The 19,307-nt window shown below is 72.8% G+C and carries 16 protein-coding genes and 1 pseudogene; 7 read left to right on the forward strand and 10 right to left on the reverse strand.

Annotated elements, in window-relative coordinates:
• Positions 1-37 precede the first annotated feature (37 nt).
• Positions 38-1,648, forward strand: a complete 1,611-nt coding sequence (locus tag OG625_RS02485; protein ID WP_329376405.1) for a sigma-70 family RNA polymerase sigma factor — start codon at positions 38-40, stop codon at positions 1,646-1,648.
• Between the two features lie 32 nt (positions 1,649-1,680).
• Here OG625_RS02485 and OG625_RS02490 read toward each other — a convergent pair whose 3' ends face one another.
• On the reverse strand, positions 1,681-2,535 hold the full coding sequence (locus tag OG625_RS02490) for an RNA polymerase sigma-70 factor (RefSeq protein WP_329376406.1): 855 nt from the start codon (positions 2,533-2,535) through the stop codon (positions 1,681-1,683).
• 44 nt (positions 2,536-2,579) lie between these two features.
• Entirely contained in the window at positions 2,580-3,494 is a 915-nt protein-coding gene (locus OG625_RS02495) for an NAD-dependent epimerase/dehydratase family protein (protein WP_329376407.1), read from the reverse strand.
• A gap of 134 nt (positions 3,495-3,628) precedes the next feature.
• On the opposite strand from OG625_RS02495, the gene OG625_RS02500 reads away from it, so the two are divergent.
• Positions 3,629-6,064, forward strand: coding sequence for a Helicase associated domain protein (locus OG625_RS02500; protein ID WP_443067662.1), 2,436 nt, complete (start codon positions 3,629-3,631; stop codon positions 6,062-6,064).
• A 19-nt stretch (positions 6,065-6,083) separates the two neighbouring features.
• Here OG625_RS02500 and OG625_RS02505 read toward each other — a convergent pair whose 3' ends face one another.
• Positions 6,084-7,475: a glutamate decarboxylase gene (locus OG625_RS02505; protein WP_329376409.1), complete on the reverse strand. Its 1,392-nt coding sequence runs from the start codon at positions 7,473-7,475 to the stop codon at positions 6,084-6,086.
• A gap of 277 nt (positions 7,476-7,752) precedes the next feature.
• Here OG625_RS02505 and melC1 point away from each other — a divergent pair, with 277 nt between their 5' ends.
• Both melC1 and melC2 read left to right on the forward strand, forming a co-directional pair.
• Positions 7,753-8,148 (forward strand): apotyrosinase chaperone MelC1, encoded by a 396-nt coding sequence (gene melC1 / locus OG625_RS02510; RefSeq protein WP_329390392.1) that lies wholly within the window; start codon positions 7,753-7,755, stop codon positions 8,146-8,148.
• Positions 8,145-8,993, forward strand: a complete 849-nt coding sequence (gene melC2, locus OG625_RS02515; RefSeq protein WP_329376410.1) for a tyrosinase MelC2 — start codon at positions 8,145-8,147, stop codon at positions 8,991-8,993. The genes melC1 and melC2 overlap by 4 nt, the downstream gene beginning before the upstream one ends.
• Here melC2 and OG625_RS02520 read toward each other — a convergent pair.
• Both OG625_RS02520 and OG625_RS02525 read right to left on the reverse strand, forming a co-directional pair.
• A complete protein-coding gene (locus OG625_RS02520) occupies positions 8,948-9,652 on the reverse strand; it encodes a response regulator (RefSeq protein WP_329376411.1) in 705 nt (234 codons plus the stop codon). The genes melC2 and OG625_RS02520 overlap by 46 nt on opposite strands.
• Positions 9,649-11,244, reverse strand: coding sequence for a sensor histidine kinase (locus tag OG625_RS02525; protein ID WP_329376412.1), 1,596 nt, complete (start codon positions 11,242-11,244; stop codon positions 9,649-9,651). The genes OG625_RS02520 and OG625_RS02525 overlap by 4 nt, the downstream gene beginning before the upstream one ends.
• A gap of 105 nt (positions 11,245-11,349) precedes the next feature.
• Between OG625_RS02525 and OG625_RS02530 the strand changes: the two genes are divergently transcribed.
• The gene (locus OG625_RS02530) at positions 11,350-12,720 is read left to right on the forward strand and encodes a cation:dicarboxylate symporter family transporter (protein ID WP_329376413.1); all 1,371 of its coding nucleotides are present in this window, start codon (positions 11,350-11,352) and stop codon (positions 12,718-12,720) included.
• Positions 12,721-12,986: 266 nt separating this feature from the next.
• The gene (locus OG625_RS02535) at positions 12,987-14,756 is read left to right on the forward strand and encodes a S8 family peptidase (RefSeq protein WP_329376414.1); all 1,770 of its coding nucleotides are present in this window, start codon (positions 12,987-12,989) and stop codon (positions 14,754-14,756) included.
• A 31-nt stretch (positions 14,757-14,787) separates the two neighbouring features.
• On the opposite strand, the gene OG625_RS02540 is transcribed toward OG625_RS02535, so the two are convergent.
• The 4 genes and pseudogenes from OG625_RS02540 to OG625_RS02555 all read right to left on the reverse strand — a co-directional run bounded on the left by OG625_RS02540 (position 14,788) and on the right by OG625_RS02555 (position 17,244).
• Complete coding sequence (locus OG625_RS02540) at positions 14,788-15,465, reverse strand: (2Fe-2S)-binding protein (protein ID WP_329376415.1); 678 nt, start codon at positions 15,463-15,465, stop codon at positions 14,788-14,790.
• A 12-nt stretch (positions 15,466-15,477) separates the two neighbouring features.
• Positions 15,478-15,708 (reverse strand): hypothetical protein, encoded by a 231-nt coding sequence (locus OG625_RS02545; protein WP_329376416.1) that lies wholly within the window; start codon positions 15,706-15,708, stop codon positions 15,478-15,480.
• A 121-nt stretch (positions 15,709-15,829) separates the two neighbouring features.
• A pseudogene (locus OG625_RS02550) lies at positions 15,830-16,315 on the reverse strand (MFS transporter); the annotation flags it as partial.
• 128 nt (positions 16,316-16,443) lie between these two features.
• Entirely contained in the window at positions 16,444-17,244 is an 801-nt protein-coding gene (locus OG625_RS02555; RefSeq protein WP_329376417.1) for an alpha/beta fold hydrolase, read from the reverse strand.
• Positions 17,245-17,384: 140 nt separating this feature from the next.
• Here OG625_RS02555 and OG625_RS02560 point away from each other — a divergent pair, with 140 nt between their 5' ends.
• Complete coding sequence (locus OG625_RS02560) at positions 17,385-18,071, forward strand: GNAT family N-acetyltransferase (protein WP_329376418.1); 687 nt, start codon at positions 17,385-17,387, stop codon at positions 18,069-18,071.
• A gap of 85 nt (positions 18,072-18,156) precedes the next feature.
• Here OG625_RS02560 and OG625_RS02565 read toward each other — a convergent pair whose 3' ends face one another.
• Positions 18,157-19,185: a TolB family protein gene (locus tag OG625_RS02565; RefSeq protein ID WP_329390394.1), complete on the reverse strand. Its 1,029-nt coding sequence runs from the start codon at positions 19,183-19,185 to the stop codon at positions 18,157-18,159.
• Positions 19,186-19,307: the final 122 nt, after the last annotated feature.

Genomic DNA, 19,307 nt, shown 5'->3' on the forward strand with positions numbered 1-19,307 from the left:
GGGCATCATCAACCGCCGGTACGGACAGGGACATCACATGAGTACTCAGCAGACGGCAGCGCTGGTGGCAGCGGCCCGCTCGGGCGACCCCCGGGCGCAGGACGAGCTCGTCGCCGCCCACCTTCCGCTGGTCTACAACATCGTCGGGCGCGCCCTGAACGGGTCCTTCGACGTGGACGACGTGGTGCAGGACACCATGCTGCGTGCGCTCGACGGGCTGGGCGGCCTGCGCTCGGACGAGAGCTTCCGTTCCTGGCTGGTGGCGATCGCGATGAACCGGGTCCGCGCGCACTGGCAGGCCCGTCAACACGGCTTCGGAGAGAGCACCGCCCTGGACGCGGCCGACGACCTGGCCGACCCGGGGGCCGACTTCGTCGACCTGACGGTCGTGCGCCTGAACCTGTCGGGCCAGCGCCGCGAGACGGCGCGTGCCACCCGCTGGCTGGAGCCCGACGACCGGGCGCTGCTGTCGCTGTGGTGGCTGGAGTGCGCCGGCGAGCTGACCCGGGCCGAGGTGGCCGCCGCCCTGGAGCTGCCCGCGCAGCACGCGGCCGTACGGGTGCAGCGGATGAAGGCGCAGCTGGAGTCGGCCCGGGTGGTGGAGCGGGCGCTGGACGCCCAGCCGCGGTGCGAGGAGCTGCGGGCCGTGCTGGTGGCCTGGGACGGCGAGCCCTCGGCGCTGTGGCGCAAGCGAATAGCCCGCCACGCGCGTGAGTGCGTACGATGCTCCGGCCTGTGGAGCGGTCTGGTTCCGGCGGAGGGATTGCTGGCCGGACTGGCGCTCGTTCCCCTCTCGGCGGCGCTGCTCGCGTGGGCCCGTACGGCCGGGGCGGCCGGCTTCGCCCCCACGGCCTCTGCCTTCGCCGAAGGCCCGGGCGAGCTCACCCAGGTCGGCGACACGGCCGGCGCGGCGGGCGGTGGCCGCGGCACCCTGCGCAAGCGCCGGCAGCGGCGGCGCCGGGTGATCGGCGGCGCGGTGCTCGCGGCCTGCGTGGCGGGCGGCGGCGTGGTGTACCTCGGCGGCCTCCCCGGTTCCGACGCCCCGAAGGACGGGGCCGCTCCCGCCCCGCTGGCCGCTCTGGCCGCGACCGAGTCCCCAGCCCCCCTCCCCTCCACGTCGGCCTCGCCCTCCCCGTCCCCCTCGCCTTCACCCTCGGCCTCGGCTTCCCCTTCCGCTTCGGCGAGTCCGAGCCCCAAGCCGACCCCCTCGAAGACCTCCGCCTCCCCGACCCGGCGGGCTTCTGCTCCCGCTCCGGCGCCGGCCCCCCAGGGGCTGGCCGGGCAGGTCGTGGCCCTGGTCAACTCCGAGCGGGCGGCGGCCGGCTGCGGTCCCCTCAAGGAGGACTCGCAGCTGCGGGCCGCCGCTCAGGGACATTCGGACGACATGGCGGCACGGAACTTCTTCGACCACACCAACCTCGACGGCGCGGACCCGGGGCAGCGGACGACCGCCGCCGGGTACCGCTGGTCCACGTACGGGGAGAACATCGCGCGGGGTCAGGCGACGGCGAAGTCGGTCATGGACTCCTGGATGAACAGCCCGGGCCACCGCGCGAACATCCTCAACTGCGCCTTCAAGGACATCGGCGTGGGCATACACCAGGGTTCGGGCGGACCTTGGTGGACGCAGAACTTCGGCGCCAGGTAACCGCCGGGTACGGATGCGCGCGCGGCCCCGGCTCAGGTCCGGAGGCCGCGCAGCTTCTCCGGGTTGATGGCGAGGCGCAGCGCGGTGATCCGTCCGTCGGCGGCCTCGAAGGTGAGGGCGCCGGCGTTGACGCCGCCGTACACCAGCAGCAGGGCGGGCTCGCCGTTGATCTCGGCGGGGTGTATTTCGACCCCTTGGACCTCGGGTTTGGCCAGGACGCCGAAGAGCCAGCGGGCGACGTGGTCCGGTCCGTGGAGCGGTCGGCGGGCGGCCGTGACGACGCCTCCGCCGTCGGACCAGGAGACGACGTCGGGGGCGAGGAGCCCGAGCATCGCGCCGAGGTCTCCGCCGGCGCAGGCCGCGCGGAACTTCTCGGCGATCTCGCGCTGTTCGGCGGCCCCCGTGGTGAAGCGGGGGCGGCGGGCCTGTACGTGTTCGCGGGCGCGGTGCGCGGACTGGCGGACGGCCGCCTCGGTCTTGCCGACGACCTCGGCGATCTCCGCGTGGGAGTATCCGAAGACCTCGCGGAGGACGAACACGGCGCGCTCGGTCGGGGTCAGGGTCTCCAGGACGACCAGGACCGCCATCGAGACGGTGTCGGCCAGTTCGGCCTCCTCGGCGATGTCCGGTGAGGTGAGGAGGGGCTCGGGGAGCCAGGGCCCGACGTACGCCTCGCGGACGACCTGGGCGGACTTCAGCCGGTTCAGGCTGAGGTTGGTGACGGTGCGCACCAGGTAGGCCCTGGGGTTCTCGACGGCCGCCTGGTCGGCGCGGTGCCAGGCGAGCCAGGCGTCCTGCACTATGTCCTCGGCGTCTGCGACGCTGCCCAGCATGCGGTAGGCGGCGGCGAACAGCAGGCGCCGGTTCGTCTCGAAAGGGTCGTCCATGATCGCCACGGTGGCACCGCTCGGCCGGCCGATCAAGATCCGTCTCACTTTCCGGCGAGTGCGCCCATGGCTTCGAGGCATCCCGGGTGGCTCGGCGTCCAGCCGAGACCGGCCTTCGCCTTGGCGTTGGAGACCCGCATGCTCGTGGTGACCACCCGGTGGACGTAGGGGAAGGGGCGCATCAGCCAGGTGGGCACGGTCAGCGGCTTCGGGGTGTCGAACAGCTCGGCGACCGCCTTCACGTGCGCGCCGAAGCCCATCGGAGTGTCGTCGACGATGTTGTACGCCTGTCCCGGGCTGCCGCCTTCGACGGCGAGGGCCACGGCGCGGCCGGCGTCCGCGAGATCGACCCAGGGCAGCACCCTGCCGTGGTCGGCGACCGCCGGGATCTTCCGCTTGCGCAGCATCTCCACGAGTGCCTCGGTGCCGCCGGCGCCGTAGAAGAGGCCGAAGCGCAGCGAGATGCCCTCGATGTCCCGGTCGCCGAGGACCAGTTGTTCCTTCACCCGCATCCCTTCGAGGTGGCGTTCCACCGCGGGGTCGCCGGGCGGGCCGAAGGGGTCGGCGTCCTCGGTGATCACGTGGTCGCCGAAGTCGCGGTAGCCGTACCCGAAGACCATCGACTCGGCGATGACGCGGCGGGCGCCGACCGTGCGGGCCGCCTCCATCAGGTGCCCGGTCCCGGTCAGCCGCAGGTCGTCGGTGGCGAACATGTCCTTGTGCCGCATCGGCGCGGCGCGCAGGGCGGTGGCCGCGTGCACGACGGTGTCGGCTTCGAGACCGTCGACCGCCCGCAGCAGCCCGTCGCGGTCCATGAGGTCGGCCCGGACGGCGGCTCCGGCGCCCCGGCCGAGGCCGATCACGGTGTAACCGGCGCGGGTGAGCGCCTCGGCTACGTGGCGTCCCAGGACTCCGCTCGCCCCGGCCAGCAGTACGTTCTTGGTCTCGTTCATGCCCATGGGACAAGACTGCCCGGCCGGACGTGACACCCTCGGCTGTGACCCGGGTCACGGATCTCCCCGCATCTGCGTCAAAATCAGGGCAGGATAGGGGCTGGAGAAGAATCAGCAGATCACAGGGATGGGTGGCGTAGGTGGCGAGGACGGAACTTCGCCCGCACCAGCGTGAGGCCGTGGATGCGGTGGTGCGGGCTCTGGAGCTGCCCGCCGGGGGCCGGGTTCCCGAGGCCGGGCTGCGCACCCAGGTGATCATGGCGACGGGGTCGGGGAAGTCCCTGGTCGCCGTCCGTTCGGCCGAGGAACTGCGGGCCGGGCGGGTGCTGGTGCTGGTGCCCTCCCTGGACCTGCTGGTGCAGACGGCCGCGGCCTGGCGGGACGGCGGCCGGACCGGGCGGTCCCTCGCCGTGTGCTCGCTGCGCGGCGAGGACGCGGGGGTGCCCACGACCACCGATCCGGCGGAGCTGGCCCGCTGGGGCGGCCCCCCGGTGGACCGGGTGACCGTGTTCGCCACGTACGCCTCGCTGGGTCTGGGCACCGTCGAGCGGGCGCACCTCGCCGGGCTGCCCGGCTGGGACCTGGTCGTGGTCGACGAGGCGCACCGTACCTCGGGGCGGATCGGCAAGCCCTGGGCGGTCGTGCACGACAACGCGCGGATCCCGGCCGTGCGGCGGCTCTACCTGACGGCCACGCCGCGGGTGTGGCAGGACGGCGAGGAGAACGAGGAGCGGGGCGCCGGGAGCGGGGCCAAGGGGCGCGGCGAGCTGGTCGCCTCCATGGAGGACGATCCGCGGGGGCCCTTCGGCGCCCGCTGCTACACGCTCTCGCTGTCCGAGGCCATCGACCGCGGGATCTGCGCCCCCTACCGGGTCGTGTGCGTGGACGTGACCGATCCGGGGTTCCAGGCGGCCGTGCTGATGGGCCGCGACGGGCGGTCGGACGCGGTGCGCGGGGCCCGGCTGGCCGCCCTGCAGACGGCGCTCGTGAAGGCGGCTGTGCACCAGGGGTTCCGGCGGACGCTGGTCTTCCACCATCTGACGAAGGAGGCCGAGGCCTTCGCGGCCGGTCTGCCGGCGGTGGCGAAGCGGCTGCGGCTGACCAGCCGCAGCCCGCGGCCCGTGTATCCCCGCAGCGTCTGGGCGGACTGGCTGTGCGGGCAGCATTCGGCGGCGCACCGGCGGCGGGTGCTGGGCGCCTTCGCGGACGGCCGGGTCGCGGAGAAGGCGTTCCTCGGCAGTGTCCGGGTGCTGGGCGAGGGCGTGGACACCAAGGAGTGCGACTCCGTCTTCTGGGCCGACGTACGGGGCTCCATGCCCGACCTGGTCCAGGCGGTCGGGCGGGCGCTGCGGATCCGGCCCGGCGAGGGCAAGGTCGCCTCGCTGGTGGTGCCGGTCCTGATGGGGCCGGGCGAGACCCCGGAGGAGATGCTGACCTCCCGGGCGTACGGGGACCTGGCGCGGCTGCTGGAGGCGCTGCGGGCGCACGACACCCGGCTGGTGGAGTCCCTGGCCCAGCCGCAGGTGCCGGGCCGGGCCGCGGGCGCGGGCGCCCCGGGCCCGGGAGGCTCCGGCGGCCTGAGCGGCGGCGCCGAGAGCCTGCTGAGCTTCTCCACGCCGCGGGACCCGGCACTCCTGGCCGCCTTCGTCCGACTGCGCGTCCTGAACCCGGAGCACGAGCACTGGCGGCGCGGGGTCGAGGCCGCCCGGATCTACGCCGCCACGGCGGGGGACCTGAAGGTGCCCTTCGGCTACAAGGTGCCGGCGGGCGACGAGGGGTGGCCGCCCGGGCTGGCCCGCTTCCCGCTCGGCCAGTGGATCGCGGACGTGCGGCGCACCTACCGCCGGGGCGCGCTGGGCCGGGAGCGGGCGGCCGAGCTCGACGAACTCGGCATGGTGTGGAGCCACTTCGACGTGGCCTTCGAGGAGGGGCTGGCGGCGGCCCGCGCCTGGGCGGCGGAGCACGGGCACCTGTTGCCGCCCGTGGAGGCCAGCTGGGCGGGCGCCCCGGTCGGGGTGTGGGTGAAGAACCAGCGGGCCGCCGCCCGCCGGGAGGGGGCGGGAGCCCTGTCCGAGGAGCGACGCGAGGCCCTGGAGGCCATCGACGCCTCCTGGTGTCCGGCCTGGGAGATCTCCTGGCAGCGCGCCTTCCACCTGACGCGGGCGCATCTGGACGCGGGCGGCCGGCTGCCGCTCGCCCCCGGCGAGGTGCTGGTCCAGGGCGAGGACCTGGGCGCGTGGGTCCGCTTCCAGCGGCTGAACTGGGAGAAGCTGTCGTGGGCGCAGCGCTGGCTGCTGGAGCACGCGCTCGGCGCGACCCCGGCGGCGCGGGACGAGCGCCCGGCGCCGCGCCGCAGCCACGCCGAGGCGTGGGCGGACCACTTGGAGGCGGCCGAGCAGTTCCACCTCCGCGAACGGCACCTGAAGGTGCCCCGCAAGCACGTGGAGTCGGTCGGCGACCAGGAGCTGCGCCTGGGTGCCTGGATCGCCAACCAGCGCTCCCGGGCGGGCACCCTCGCCCCGGAGCGGGTGGCTGCGCTCGACGCCCTGGGGATGCGCTGGTCGGCGTCCGGCTGACGTCCTCCGGCGCCGGGCCTCAGTGGTGGAAGCCCGACCGGGGTGTGGTGGTGGGCACGGGCGGGGGCGTGGCGGTGAGGTGCTCGACGGCCCGGCGGAGGTCGGCGACGAGGAGGGCGATCTGATCGCGGGTCACGCCGTGCCGGACGAGCACGCGCTGGATGACGGTGTCGTCGCGGTCGGCCGGCAGCGGGTACGAGGGCACCTGCCAGCCGCGCATGCGCAGCCGGTCGGAGAGGTCGTAGAGGGTGAAGCCGGCCGCCGCCGGGTCGGTGAGCGCGTAGGAGACGGCGGGGAGTGCGCCCTGGCCGTCGTAGAGCAGGGTGAAGGGGCCGATCGCGGCGATCTCCCGGGCCAGGTACTGGGCGGTGTCGGCGCAGGCCTGCTGGACGCGCCGGTAGCCGCCGCGGCCCAGGCGCAGGAAGAGGTAGTACTGGGCGATGACCTCGCCGCCGGGGCGGGAGAAGTTGAGGGCGAAGGTCGGCATGTCGCCGCCGAGGTAGTCCACGTCGAAGACGAGTTCCGCGGGGAGCAGTTCGGCGGTGCGCCAGACGATCCAGCCGACGCCGAGGGGCGCGAGCCCGTACTTGTGGCCGGAGGTGTTGACGGAGGCGACGCGCGGCAGCCGGAAGTCCCAGACGACCTCGGGGTGGAGGAAGGGGGCGACGAAGGCGCCGCTCGCGCCGTCCACGTGGATGGGGACGTCCCAGCCGTGTTCGGCCTGGATCCGGTCGAGTTCGGCGGAGATCTCGGCGACGGGCTCGTAGACGCAGGTGTAGGTGACGCCGAGGATGGCGACGACACCGATGGTGTTCTCGTCGACGTACATGGCGAGCTGGTGGGGGCGCAGGCCGGTGGCGCCGGGTTCCAGGGGGACCTGACGCAGTTCGACGTCGAAGTAACGGGCGAACTTCTCCCAGCAGATCTGGACCGGTCCGCACACCAGGTTGGGGCGGTCCACGGGCAGGGCCTGGGCGCGGCGGCGCTCGCGCCAGCGCCATTTGAGGGCGAGTCCGCCGAGCATGGCGGCCTCGCTGGAGCCGGTGGTGGAACAGCCGGTGGCGGTGGTTCCGGCGGGGGCGTTCCACAGGTCGGCGAGGATGTTGACGCAGCGCGCCTCGATCTCGGCGGTCTGCGGGTACTCGTCCTTGTCGATCATGTTCTTGTCGAGGCACTCGTTCATCAGGCGGTGCACGCCGTCGTCCGACCAGGTGGTGCAGAAGGTGGCCAGGTTCTGGGCGGCGTTGCCGTCGAGGAGGAGCTCGTTGTGGAGGAGCTGGTAGACCACCTCGGTCGGCGAGTGGTCCTCCGGCATCCGGTACTTGGGGAGGATCTGGCCGCTCAGCGCGGACGCGAACACATCCGTCTCGGCGTCGAGAGCGCGTTCGTCTTTCGTCTCATGAAGAGGCATATCTGGACTATATGGGACAAACGGTGCGCGATACGGATCACGACCGACCGGCACGCACCGCCGCTTCCGGCCGACCCTGCGGTGTGACCCCCTCCATAGCCCTCCGGTGCGACCGGAGGATTTCCCGTCGAGTAGGGTTCTGCCCACAGGTCTTCCCGTCCGGGCCACTGGAGCCGGTTCGGACGGGAAGATCATCCAACTTGTTCTACCGGCAACCTATCCGTGCATGTCCGGATACCTGTCAGCCGTACTCATCGCCCTGATACCTCTTCGGGTCATGAACAAGATCACCCGCCGACAGGCCTTAACGGGCACCGCTGCCGGCGCACTCACCGCCTTCGGCATCGCGGCCACCGCCGCCAACGCCGCCCAGGCCCCCGCCGCGAAGCCTCTCGACCAGAGCCCCGCGGCCACGGCCACCGACGAGGTCTACCAGGGCCGCCGCATCCAGATCACCCGGGGCGGAGGCGGCCACCACGGTGGCCACCACTCCCCCGGACTGCCCACCGTCCGGATAGACGGGCGCGAACTGCACGTGATGCGCAACGCCGACGGCAGCTGGATCAGCGTGGTCAACCACTACGAGACCTACGCCGATCCGCGCTCCCTCGCCCGCGCCGCCGTCCGCGAGCTCCAGGGCGCCGCACTCGTCCCGTTCGGCGGTGCGGCATGACGGTCCGCAAGAACCAGGCCGCGCTCGGCCCCGAGGAGAAGCGCGCCTTCACGGCGGCCCTGCTGGAGCTCAAGCGCACCGGCACGTACGACCGCTTCGTCACCACCCACAACGGCTTCATCATGGCCGACACCGACTCCGGCGACCGCGTCGGTCACCGTTCCCCCTCCTTCCTGCCCTGGCACCGGCGCTTCCTGCTGGAGTTCGAGGCGGCGCTGCAGAAAGTGGACGCGAGCGTCGCCATCCCGTACTGGGACTGGACCGCGGACCGCACCGCCCGCTCCTCCCTCTGGGCCGCCGACTTCCTCGGCGGCACCGGCCGCGCCCGGGACGGACAGGTGCTCGACGGGCCCTTCGCCCACGCCGCCGGGAAGTGGGCCGTGAACGTACGGGTCGACGGTCGCACGTACCTGCGCCGGGCGCTGGGCGCGGGGGTCCCCGAGCTGCCGACCCGGGCGGAGGTGGACGCCGTACTGGCCATGCCCGTGTACGACGCGGCTCCCTGGAACAGCGCCTCCAGCGGCTTCCGCAACCACCTGGAGGGCTGGCGGGGCGCCAGCCTGCACAACCGGGTGCACGTGTGGGTCGGCGGGCAGATGGCGACCGGGGTCTCGCCGAACGACCCCGTCTTCTGGATGCACCACGCGTTCGTGGACAAGCTGTGGGCCGACTGGCAGGCCCGCCACCCGCAGTCCCCGTACCTGCCGGCGGCGGGCACCGCGAACGTGGTGGACCTGAACGACACCATGCGGCCGTGGAACGACGTGACCCCGGCGGACATGCTGGACCACCGGAAGTTCTACACCTTCGACACCGAACCGGTCGCCGCCGCCAGCCAGCGGTAGTGCAGTTCGGGGCGGCCGACCTGGCCGTACCGGGGGGTGCGGTCCGCGCGGCCGGTGTCCACCAGGTGTTCCAGGTAGCGGCGGGCGGTGATCCGGGAGATCCCGGCCGCCTCGGCCGCCCCCGCCGCGGTCAGCCCCTCTGTCGCCGCCCTCAGCAGGGCGGCGACCTTGTCCAGGGTCGGCGCGCTCAGCCCCTTGGGGAGCTCGGCCGGGCGGGGGGCTCGCAGGGCGGCCATCGCCCGGTCCACGTCGTCCTGGCCGGCCGCCTCGCCCGCCGTCTGGCGGAACTCGGCGTAGCGCAGCAGCCGTTCGCGCAGGGTCGGGAAGGCGAAGGGCTTCAGCACGTACTGGACCACGCCGAGGGAGACGCTCTCGCGGACCACGGCCAGGTCCCGCGCGGAGGTCACCACGATGACGTCGACGGGATGCCCGGCGGCCCGCAGCCCGCGCGCGAAGCGCAGCCCGTGCCCGTCGGGCAGGGTGAGGTCGAGCAGCAGCAGGTCGACGCGGGTCCGCTCCAGGGTCCGGGTGGCCTCGGCGAGCGAGTGGGCGACCCCGACCGCGGTGAATCCGGGCACCCGCCCGACGTACAGCGCGTGCGCGTCGGCCGCAACCGGGTCGTCCTCGACGACCAGCACCCGCACCTCGCCCGCGCTCACCGGGCACCGCCCACGACGGGCAGCCGTACGGTGAACTCCGCGCCCCCGGCCGGACCTTGGGCGGCGGTGACGCTCCCGCCGTAGCGCTGCACCACCTGGCGCACCAGCGCGAGGCCGAGGCCGCGCCCCTCGCCCTTGCCGGACCAGCCCCGACGGAACACGTCCACGCCCTCCGGCAGCCCGGGGCCGTTGTCCGCGACCCGCAGCAGCAGTCCGTCCCCGTCCGGGCGCAGGGTCACCGCGACCCGGGCCCCCGGGACGGCGGTGACGGCATCGGCCGCGTTGTCGATGAGGTTGCCGAGCACGGTGACCAGATCGCGGGCCGGCGGCAGATCACCCCCGTCGGCGAGGCTGCGGCTGTCGGGGGTGACGACCAGCTCCACGCCCCGCTCGTGCGCCTGGGCGGCCTTGCCCAGCAGGAGCGCCACGAGCACCGGCTCCCCGACCGCGGTGATGACCTGGTCGGTCAGCGCCTGGGCGAGCTCCAGTTCGGCGGTCGCGAAGTCCACCGCCTCGTCGGCGCGGCCGAGTTCGATGAGGGAGACCACGGTGTGCAGCCGGTTGGCCGCCTCGTGGGCCTGGGAGCGCAGGGCCTGGGTGAATCCCCGTTCATGGTCCAACTCCCCTGTCAGCGACTGGAGTTCGGTGTGGTCGCGGAGGGTGACCACGGTGCCCCGGCGGCCGCCTCCCGCGACCGGCGCGCTGTTGACCACCAGCACCCGGTCGGCGGTCAAGTGCACCTCGTCCACCCGGGGCCGGTCCGCGAGCAGGGCCCCGGTGAGCGGGGCGGGCAGGCCGAGGTCCGCGGCGCCGGATCCGGTGATCTCGCCCCGCAGGCCCAGGAGTTCGCGGCCCGCGTCGTTGATCAGGGTGATCCTGCGCTGCCCGTCGAGCAGCAGCAGCCCCTCGCGCACCCCGTGCAGGGCCGCCTGGTGGTAGTCGTACATCCGGCTGAGCTCGGCCGCGTTCATGCCGTGCGTGTGGCGGCGCAGCCGGGCGTTGACCACGTACGTGCCCAGGCCGCCGAGGGCGAGCGCGCCGCCGGCGACCCAGGCGAGCGCGGACAGCTGAGCGGCGAGCCGGTCGCTGATCGCGCGGACGGTGATCCCGGAGCTGACGAGGCCGACGATCCGGCCGTCGTCGGTGAGCGGGGTGACCACGCGGATGGAGGGGCCGAGGGTGCCCGTGTAGGTCTCGCTGAAGGTCTCGCCGCGCAGCGCGGGGGCGGTGTTGCCCATGAAGGCCTCGCCGATGCGGCGCGGGTCGGGGTGGGTCCAGCGCCTCCCGTCGGGGGCCATGATCGTCACGAAGTCCACGCCGGAGTCGGTGCGGACCTTCTCCGCGTAGGGCTGGAGGGCGACCGAGGGGTCGACTCCGCGCGCGGATCCCCGTACGGCCTCGCGCACGGATGGCGAGTCGGCGACGGCGTGGGCCACGGCCCCGGCCTGGCGCCGCGCCGCGTCCTCGGCCTGGCCGCGGGCGGTGGCGTACCCGAAGACGGCACACCCTGCGACGACCACGGCGACCAGCAGCACCTGCATGGCGAAGAGCTGGCCGGCGAGGCTGCGCGGGGGCCGGGGGAAGCGGAACATGGCGCTCAGTGTGCACCGGGTCGTGAACTCAATGAACGCAAGGGTGACCGGGGTCACAGCGCTGGGTGATGGTCTCCCGGAACGTATTCACCACCAGGAGGCATCGTGGCCGCCAGGCGCGACAGAACGCACTATCTCTACATCGCGGTGATCGCCGCGGTGCTGCTCGGCATCGCCGTCGGCTTCGCCGCGCCGGGCGTGGCCGTGGAGCTCAAGCCGCTGGGCACCGGCTTCGTCAACCTCATCAAGATGATGATCTCGCCGGTGATCTTCTGCACGATCGTGCTGGGCATCGGCTCGGTCCGCAAGGCCGCCAAGGTGGGGGCGGTGGGCGGACTCGCCCTCGGTTACTTCATGGTCATGTCGACGGTCGCGCTGGCGATCGGACTGCTGGTCGGGAACCTGCTGGAGCCGGGCAGCGGACTGCACCTGACCGAGGCCGCGGCGCGGGCCGGCGAGGCGCAGGCCAAGGCGGGCGGGGCCGAGAGCACGCCGGAGTTCCTGCTCGGGATCATCCCGACCACGCTGGTGTCCGCCCTCACCGGGGGCGAGGTGCTCCAGACGCTGCTGGTGGCGCTGTTGTGCGGGTTCGCGCTGCAGGCCATGGGCGCGGCCGGCGAGCCGGTGCTGCGCGGGATCGGGCACGTGCAGAAGCTCGTGTTCCGGGTGCTCGCGATGATCATGTGGGTGGCGCCGGTGGGTGCCTTCGGCGCGATCGCGGCGGTCGTCGGGGCGACGGGCATGGACGCGCTCAAGTCCCTGGCCGTGATCATGATCGGCTTCTACACGACCTGCCTGCTGTTCGTGTTCCTGGTGCTGGGAACGCTGCTGCGGGTGTGCACGGGCGTCAGCGTGTTCGCCCTGCTCCGCTACCTGGGCCGGGAGTTCCTGCTGATCCTCTCGACCTCCTCCTCGGAGTCGGCGCTGCCGCGGCTGATCGCGAAGATGGAGCACCTGGGGGTCTCGCGTCCGGTCACCGGCATCACGGTGCCGACCGGGTACTCCTTCAACTTGGACGGGACCGCGATCTACCTGACGATGTCCTCGCTGTTCGTCGCCGAGGCGATGGGCAAGCCGCTCGCCCTGGGTGAGCAGATCTCGCTGCTGCTCTTCATGATCATCGCGTCCAAGGGCGCGGCCGGGGTGACCGGCGCGGGTCTGGCCACCCTGGCGGGCGGACTCCAGTCGCACCGGCCGGAACTCGTCGACGGTGTCGGCCTGATCGTGGGCATCGACCGGTTCATGAGCGAGGCGCGGGCGCTGACCAACTTCGCGGGCAACGCCATCGCGACGGTGCTCATCGGGACGTGGACGAAGGAGTTCGACCACGCGCGGGCCACCGAAGTCCTCGCGGGGCGGCTTCCGTTCGACGAGGCCACGCTGGTCGACGACGCCCACGGGGAGCCGGCGGACGCGCGGCCGGACCAGCCCGTGCCGCCCCAGGCGGCCGGCGCCAAGGACGGCGTACCGGTGTAGCCGGTACGCCCGTACGGGCCGACCGGGCAGGGTTCGCCCCCACGGTACCCAGCCCGGTCGGCCACTACTCCTCCCGCTATAGGCGGTTTTGAGCCATCGGCCGAAGAACGCGTGTGTTGTAAAAGGTACTTCCATACGAGGCCACGCGTCTGACATCTTGCGTTCGACCACTTGTTTCGTACGACCCGATAGGTGCCACGAGCACCACCGGGTCTTCGGAGGACGCATTGATACCCCACATATCCAGCCGACCTCGACGTACCCTCGTGCTGGCCGCCACGCTCGGCGCCGCACTCGCTTTCGGGGCCCCCGCCGCGCTCGCCGGCACCGCCCCCGTCTCCCCCTCCGCCCCGTCCGCCTCCGCCCCCGCGGCGGCCACGGCAGCGGCGCCGACTTCCCAGAGTGCGACCTGGGTTGCCGGCACCCGCGCCTACCTCGTGATCACCGCTCCCGGTGACACCACGGCCGTGCGGACCGCCATCGCCAACAACGGCGGCACGGTCTTCCAGTACTACGACGCCATCGGCGTGATCACCGCCCACTCCGCGTCCGGCTCCTTCGCCGCCACCATGCGCGACGTGAGCGGGGTCCAGCAGGTCGGCGCCACCCGCACCTCGGACGTGCCGGCGGACGCCTACAACCCTGCGCTGCCCGCCAACCCGTCGCAGTCGACGACCCCTGCGGGCGAGCCGACCCGCGCCGACATGACCCAGATCAAGGCAGACCAGGCCTGGGCCGTCACCACCGGCTCCGCCTCAGTGAAGGTCGGCATCCTGGACACCGGTGTGGACGACCAGCACCAGGACCTGGCCCCGAACTTCAACGCGGCGGACTCCGCGTCCTGCGCGTACGGCAAGCCGGACGCCCGTACCGGCGCCTGGCGGGACGTCGGCACCCACGGCACGCACGTGGCCGGTACGGTCGCCGCCGCCAAGAACGGCAAGGGCGTCATCGGCGTGGCCCCGGGCGTGAAGATCTCCTCGGTGCGCATCGCCGAGCCGGGCTCCTCGCTCTTCTTCGCCGAGAACACCGTCTGCGGGTTCATGTGGGCGGGTGACCACGGCTTCAAGGTCACCAACAACAGCTACTACACGGACCCGTGGCAGTTCAACTGCCCGGACAACGCCGACCAGGCCGCGATCATCGAGGGCGTCAAGCGCGCCCAGGAGTACGCGGAGAGCAAGGGTTCGCTGCAGGTCGCGGCGGCCGGAAACTCCAACCTCGACCTGGCCAACAAGACGACCGACACCGAGAGCCCGAACGACTCGACGCCGGTCACCCGCACCATCACCAACGCCTGCCTGGACATCCCGACCGAGCTCCCGGGCGTGGTCACGGTTTCGGCCATGGGCACCACCGCGAAGGCCTCGTACTCCAACTACGGCCTCAACGTGGTCGACATCACCGCCCCGGGCGGCGACGCCACCGGCATCTACAGCACCCTGCCGGGCGGCAAGTACGGCAGCATGAGCGGCACGTCGATGGCCTCGCCGCACGTCGCCGGTGTGGCCGCGCTGCTGGTCAGCACCAACCCGGGCATCACCCCGGCGCAGCTGCGCGACAAGCTGGCCACCCAGGCCAACGACGTCGCCTGCCCGTCGGACTCCCGCTGCAAGGGCACCACGGCGAAGAACGGCTTCTTCGGCGAGGGCCAGACCGACGCCCTCAAGGCCGTCGGCTCCACTCCGCCGCCCGGCAAGTACTTCGAGAACCTCGGTGACTTCGCCATCGGCGACAACACCACCGTGGAGAGCCCGATCACCGTCAGCGGTGTCACCGGCAACGCGCCGGCCACCCTCAAGGTGGGCGTGAACATCGTGCACACCTACATCGGTGACCTCAAGGTCGACCTGATCGCCCCGGACGGCACCGTCTACACGGTCCACAACCGGTCCGGCGGCAGCGCCGACAACATCAACCAGGTCTACACCGTGAACGCCTCCGCGGAGGTCGCGAACGGCACCTGGAAGCTCAGGGTGAACGACAACGCCGGCGGCGACATCGGCAAGATCGACGCCTGGAACCTCACCTTCTAGCGGTCCTCGGGGGACTGCGTGCCGCGGACGGCTACGTGGTCCGCAGCACGCAGTCCCCGCAGAGGCCGCCACCGGGCACCCGGTAGTAGAGGCAGCAGCTGCGCCGTACGAAGGCCACGCCGAGCCCCTCCTCGTGGATGAAGGTGCCCGTACCGCCCAGCGCCCCGCCGTCCGCCAGCAGTTCCCCCGCCAGCGCCACGGCCACGCCGCCGGCGCCGTCGGGCACCCGGTCCATCAGCACCCGCAGCGCTCCGACGAGCCCCGACGCGGCATTGCCCCGCAGCACCTTCGGCGAGACCCCGAAGCGCTCGCGCAGCGCCGTGTCGAGCACGGCCAGGTTCCCGAGGACGGTCTCCCCGAGCGCCTCCGCCGGCAGCTCCCCGGGCTCGGGCAGCCACAGCTCCAGCGAACCGGCCCCCGGCAGCCGCCACCACACCCGCTCGGGCGCCAGGTCCGGAACCCGCCCCGCCAGGGCGGCGCAGCCCAGCCCGACCGACCACAGCCGCGAGGCGATCCCGAACTGCGCCGTCGAGGCGGCCACCCGCCCGGGCCCGCTGCCGATCCGCCGCCCGACCTCGGTCACGTACGGCTCCAGCCGCTCCCCGTACAGCTCGCCGAGCGGCCGGAACCCCTCCCCGGGCGGCTCCTTCCCGTGGGGCACGGTGAAGAAGGGCCCGACGGAAGCGAGCGCGCGCAGTACCTCGTCCATGCCCGGATGATCTCAGGCGCCTCGGGCTCGGCCCGCCCCGGAGTGCACGGCTTCTCCGACGACACCCGCTTCTACGACGACACCCGCGGCCGGGCCACCCCGGTGAGAAGCCCCGGCCCGGCACACCGCCGGGCCCATCCCGTACGAGGCGGCGAGCAGTACGGCCCCCAGCAGCAGCCACCCCGGGATCCCCCACACGAGCAGCAGCCAGGTCAGCGCCGGCGGCCCCACCGTGCGCGCCACGGGCACCCCGGCGCCGAAGAAGCCCTGGTACTGGCCGATCCGGGCGGCGGGGGCGAGCGCGAAGCCGATCTGCCAGGAGCCGGCGGACTGCCACCGCGGGCAGGGTCAGCAGCACGGCCGCGCAGGCCAGGAAGCCCAACACGTCCAGGACGAAGACCGCGAGGTAGGCACCCTCGGTGTCGGCGCCCAGGGCCGGCCCGCCCACCGCCGCACCCAGGGCGAGGCCCCCGTTGAGCATGGCCTGGAGATGGGCCGGCACCCCGGTCCGCCGCTCGGGCGGCACCAGTCCCGCGAGCAGCGCCTGGCGGGCGGCCGCGAGCCCGCACTGGGCGGTGGCGTACACGACGACGGCCGCCAGGAACGGCCAGAAGGACCGGATGACGAGGAAGGACAGGACCGAGGCCGCGGTGGCCGCCGCCAGCGCCGCCGAGGTGCCGCGCGGGCCGCGCCGGTCGGCGAGCGCCCCCAGCGGACCCCGGCGACGGAACCGACGGTCCAGGCCACGGTGAGCCCGAGGCCGATCTGTGCGGGCGAGAGACCGACCACTCGGGTGAAGAAGAGGGCCGAACACACGTAGTAGGCGCCGTCCCCGACGGAGTTGCTCCACTGGGCCGCGGCCAGTCGGCGCGGCACCCCGGGCGGGGGCAGGATCCGTAGCGTCACGCCCTCATTGGACCAACGGGGTGGGGGTGGCCTGCCGGGCAGAGACAATCGAGGCTCCGCCTACTGGGCCACTTACAGTCCCGCGAGGAACTCCAGCAGCGCCCGGTTGAAGGCCTCCGGCTGCTCCACCCCCGGCAGGTGGCCCGCTCCGTCGATGACGGCGAGCACCGAGTGCGGCATGAGTGCGTGCAGGGCCTCGGCTTCCGCCACCGGGGTGTAGACGTCGTCCGCGCCGACCAGCACCAGGCAGGGCTCGGCGGCCGCGGCGAGCACGGGCCGGTAGTCGGGGCGCTCGGCGCGCCCGCGCAGCGCGGCGGCCGCGCCCTCGGGATCGGTCGCACACATCATGGCGCTCACCCGGGCGGCCGCCTCGGGCATGCCGGTCACGTTGTAAGGCGCCAGCATCTTGTCGATGACCTCTTCCGCGTACGGCTTCATGCCCTCGGCGAGGAGCCGCTCGGCGAGCTCCCGGCGGTGCTTCCTGCCGTCCTCGGTCTCCGGCACCGGCGTGGTGTCGGAGAGCACGAGGGCCCTTACCAGACCCGGGTGGCGCAACCGCATCTCCATGGCGATCTGCCCGCCCATGGACACACCGCCGACGACCGCTTGTTCGATATCGAGACGGCCGAGGAGGGCGGCGAGATCATCCGCCAGGTCGGCGAGCAGAGCGGTACCGGGAACCACCGGACTTTCCCCGTATCCCCGCAGGTCAGGGGTAATCACACGGTAACCGGCGGTGGTCAGCGCGGCCGTCTGGGGGGCCCACATCGTGCGGTTGAAGGGATGTCCGTGGATGAGGATTACGACCGCTCCGTCGCGGGGACCCAAGTCGTCGAAAAAGACGTTCACGCCATTGCCAAATTGGGGGTTCATGAGAGGACTTTAAGGGGCTACATTGAGCCACTCGCGTTCACCTGACAGCCCGTTGCCTTTCACCCGTGTTTTGCACGGGGGGCGACGTCAGGGACGCAGACTGTGCAACCACCCCACCGCCCAGAAGGACCGAAGGCTCCGTGCCCGTACCCGTACTTCTCGCCGGCCGCACCGTGCGGCTTGAGCCCCTCGCCCCCCACCACACCGAGGCCCTGGCCGTGGCCGGGGCCGAGGATCGTACGACTTACGCCTTCACTCCCGTACCCCACGGCGTGCAGGCGTCCCACGAGTACATCGAACGTGCCCTCGCCGATCAGGCGGCGGGTCGATCGCTCCCGTTCGCGGTGGTCAGAGCCACCGATGGGCGGGTCGTCGGGTCGACCCGGTTCCTGGAACTCGACTACTGGCAGGGGCCCCTGGTGTGGCCCGCCGTGCCGGGCGTCCCGTTCGGCGATCCGGCAACGGCGATCCCCGATGCCGCCGAGATCGGCAATACCTGGCTGTCCCCGGGCGCCCAGGGCACTGGCATCAACACCGAGGCGAAGCTGCTCATGCTCCGCCATGCCTTCGAGACCTGGGGAGTGCGTCGCATCTCGCTGCGCGCGGACGCCCGCAACGGCCGCTCCCGGGCCGCCATGGAACGCCTTGGCTTCACCTGCGAGGGGGTCCGCCGGGCCCATTCGCGGGGGCTCGACGGGGCGGTCCGCAGTACGGCCTTCTACTCGATCCTCGACGAGGAGTGGCCGGCCGTGCGGTCGATCATCGAGCTGCGACTGTCGCCCGCCGCCGCGCGCAAGCGCCGCCGCAAGACGCTGGTTCCGGCGTAACGGTCCTGCGGCACTCCGTATCTCCGCATCTCCGTATCTCCGCGTCTGCCCCTCATCCCTCACCCCCGCCCCCGCCCCCTCGCCATCAGTCGAGGAAGGCGGGGGCGAGGGCCGAGGCCATGAGCCGGGCCGGGTTGCCGGTCCCGTCGGCCGGGAGTGCGTAGAGGTCGGCTCCGAAGTCCCCGGGCAGGGAGTAGACGACGGTCCGGTCGTCCCTCCACACCAACTGGTCGTCGACGCTGCGCTGCTCGGCGAGCGGGGTCTCCTCACCGGAGGCCAGGTCCAGCGAGTGCAGCCGCCACGGGGCCTCGGCCGGCAGGCCCTCCACCCGCTTCTTGTACACCAGCCGCTTCCCGCCGGGCGACAGCGACGGGCACTCCACGTTCTCGCGCAGGGTGGTCACCGTGCGTGCGGCCAGGTCCCCTCGGACCAGATGGGTGCGGCCGCCCGTGCCCATCGTCGCGTAGAAGGCCTGCTCATCGGCGAGGAAGGTCACCCCCCAGAAGTTCACGTCGGCGTTCCGGTACTCCTTGCCGTCCTTGAGGATGGTGAATTCCTCCAGGGAGGCGTCGAGCCGGCCCGTGCGCAGGTCGAGTACCGAGGTCCGCGTGGAGAAGTTCGTACCGGCGTACGAATCCCCGCCGACGAAGACGGTCCACGCGACGAGGTGCCCGCCGGGCGAGACCCGGGCCCGGGTGGGGATGCCGGCCAGCGCATGCGCGGCCACCTCCTTCAGGCGGGCGTCGAGGACGACGGCCCGGTAGCCCTCCTGGACCCCGCCCTTGACCGTCTGGAGGCAGATCCCGGTGCCCGCCGCCGCGTGGAAGCGCAGGCAGCTCACCCCGGAGGCGGTACGTGCTCCCTCGGGCGCGGCGGCGGGGACGGAGACGAGTTCGTCGCGGTGCGGACCCCAGGCCAGGTTGCGGAAGACGATCCGCGGTCCGTCCTCGCCCTCGGTCAGCGATAGGTCACCGCGGGTGGCCTGCGGGCCGCCGGCCTGTACCCGGTTCCGCTGCTCGGCCCGATCGGCGGCCCGCAGGAAGGACAGCCCGGCCACCCCGGCGAGCACGGCCACGACGGCGGCAAAAATCAGGATGCGACGCCGGAGCGACAGGGGTGGCATCGTTCCTCCGGGCGGTAGGCGGGTCTGGCGGCGGCGCGGGGGCACCATACCCAGGGTCATGTGCACTGGCCAGGGGTACTCGGTGGACAGAACCGGAACTCCACCGACCGTCC

It is taken from the genome of Streptomyces sp. NBC_01351 (assembly GCF_036237315.1).
Classification (GTDB): Bacteria; Actinomycetota; Actinomycetes; order Streptomycetales; family Streptomycetaceae; genus Streptomyces.

What these genes read in the sequence shown, in the direction of transcription:
- melC1 (WP_329390392.1), top strand. Translation starts at nt 7,753, where the DNA reads ATGAACAAGATCACCCGCCGACAGGCCTTAACGGGCACCGCTGCCGGC.
- OG625_RS02490 (WP_329376406.1), bottom strand. Translation starts at nt 2,535, where the DNA reads ATGGACGACCCTTTCGAGACGAACCGGCGCCTGCTGTTCGCCGCCGCC.
- OG625_RS02485 (WP_329376405.1), top strand. Translation starts at nt 38, where the DNA reads ATGAGTACTCAGCAGACGGCAGCGCTGGTGGCAGCGGCCCGCTCGGGC.
- OG625_RS02505 (WP_329376409.1), bottom strand. Translation starts at nt 7,475, where the DNA reads ATGCCTCTTCATGAGACGAAAGACGAACGCGCTCTCGACGCCGAGACG.
- melC2 (WP_329376410.1), top strand. Translation starts at nt 8,145, where the DNA reads ATGACGGTCCGCAAGAACCAGGCCGCGCTCGGCCCCGAGGAGAAGCGC.
- OG625_RS02555 (WP_329376417.1), bottom strand. Translation starts at nt 17,244, where the DNA reads ATGAACCCCCAATTTGGCAATGGCGTGAACGTCTTTTTCGACGACTTG.
- OG625_RS02495 (WP_329376407.1), bottom strand. Translation starts at nt 3,494, where the DNA reads ATGGGCATGAACGAGACCAAGAACGTACTGCTGGCCGGGGCGAGCGGA.
- OG625_RS02540 (WP_329376415.1), bottom strand. Translation starts at nt 15,465, where the DNA reads ATGGACGAGGTACTGCGCGCGCTCGCTTCCGTCGGGCCCTTCTTCACC.
- OG625_RS02525 (WP_329376412.1), bottom strand. Translation starts at nt 11,244, where the DNA reads ATGTTCCGCTTCCCCCGGCCCCCGCGCAGCCTCGCCGGCCAGCTCTTC.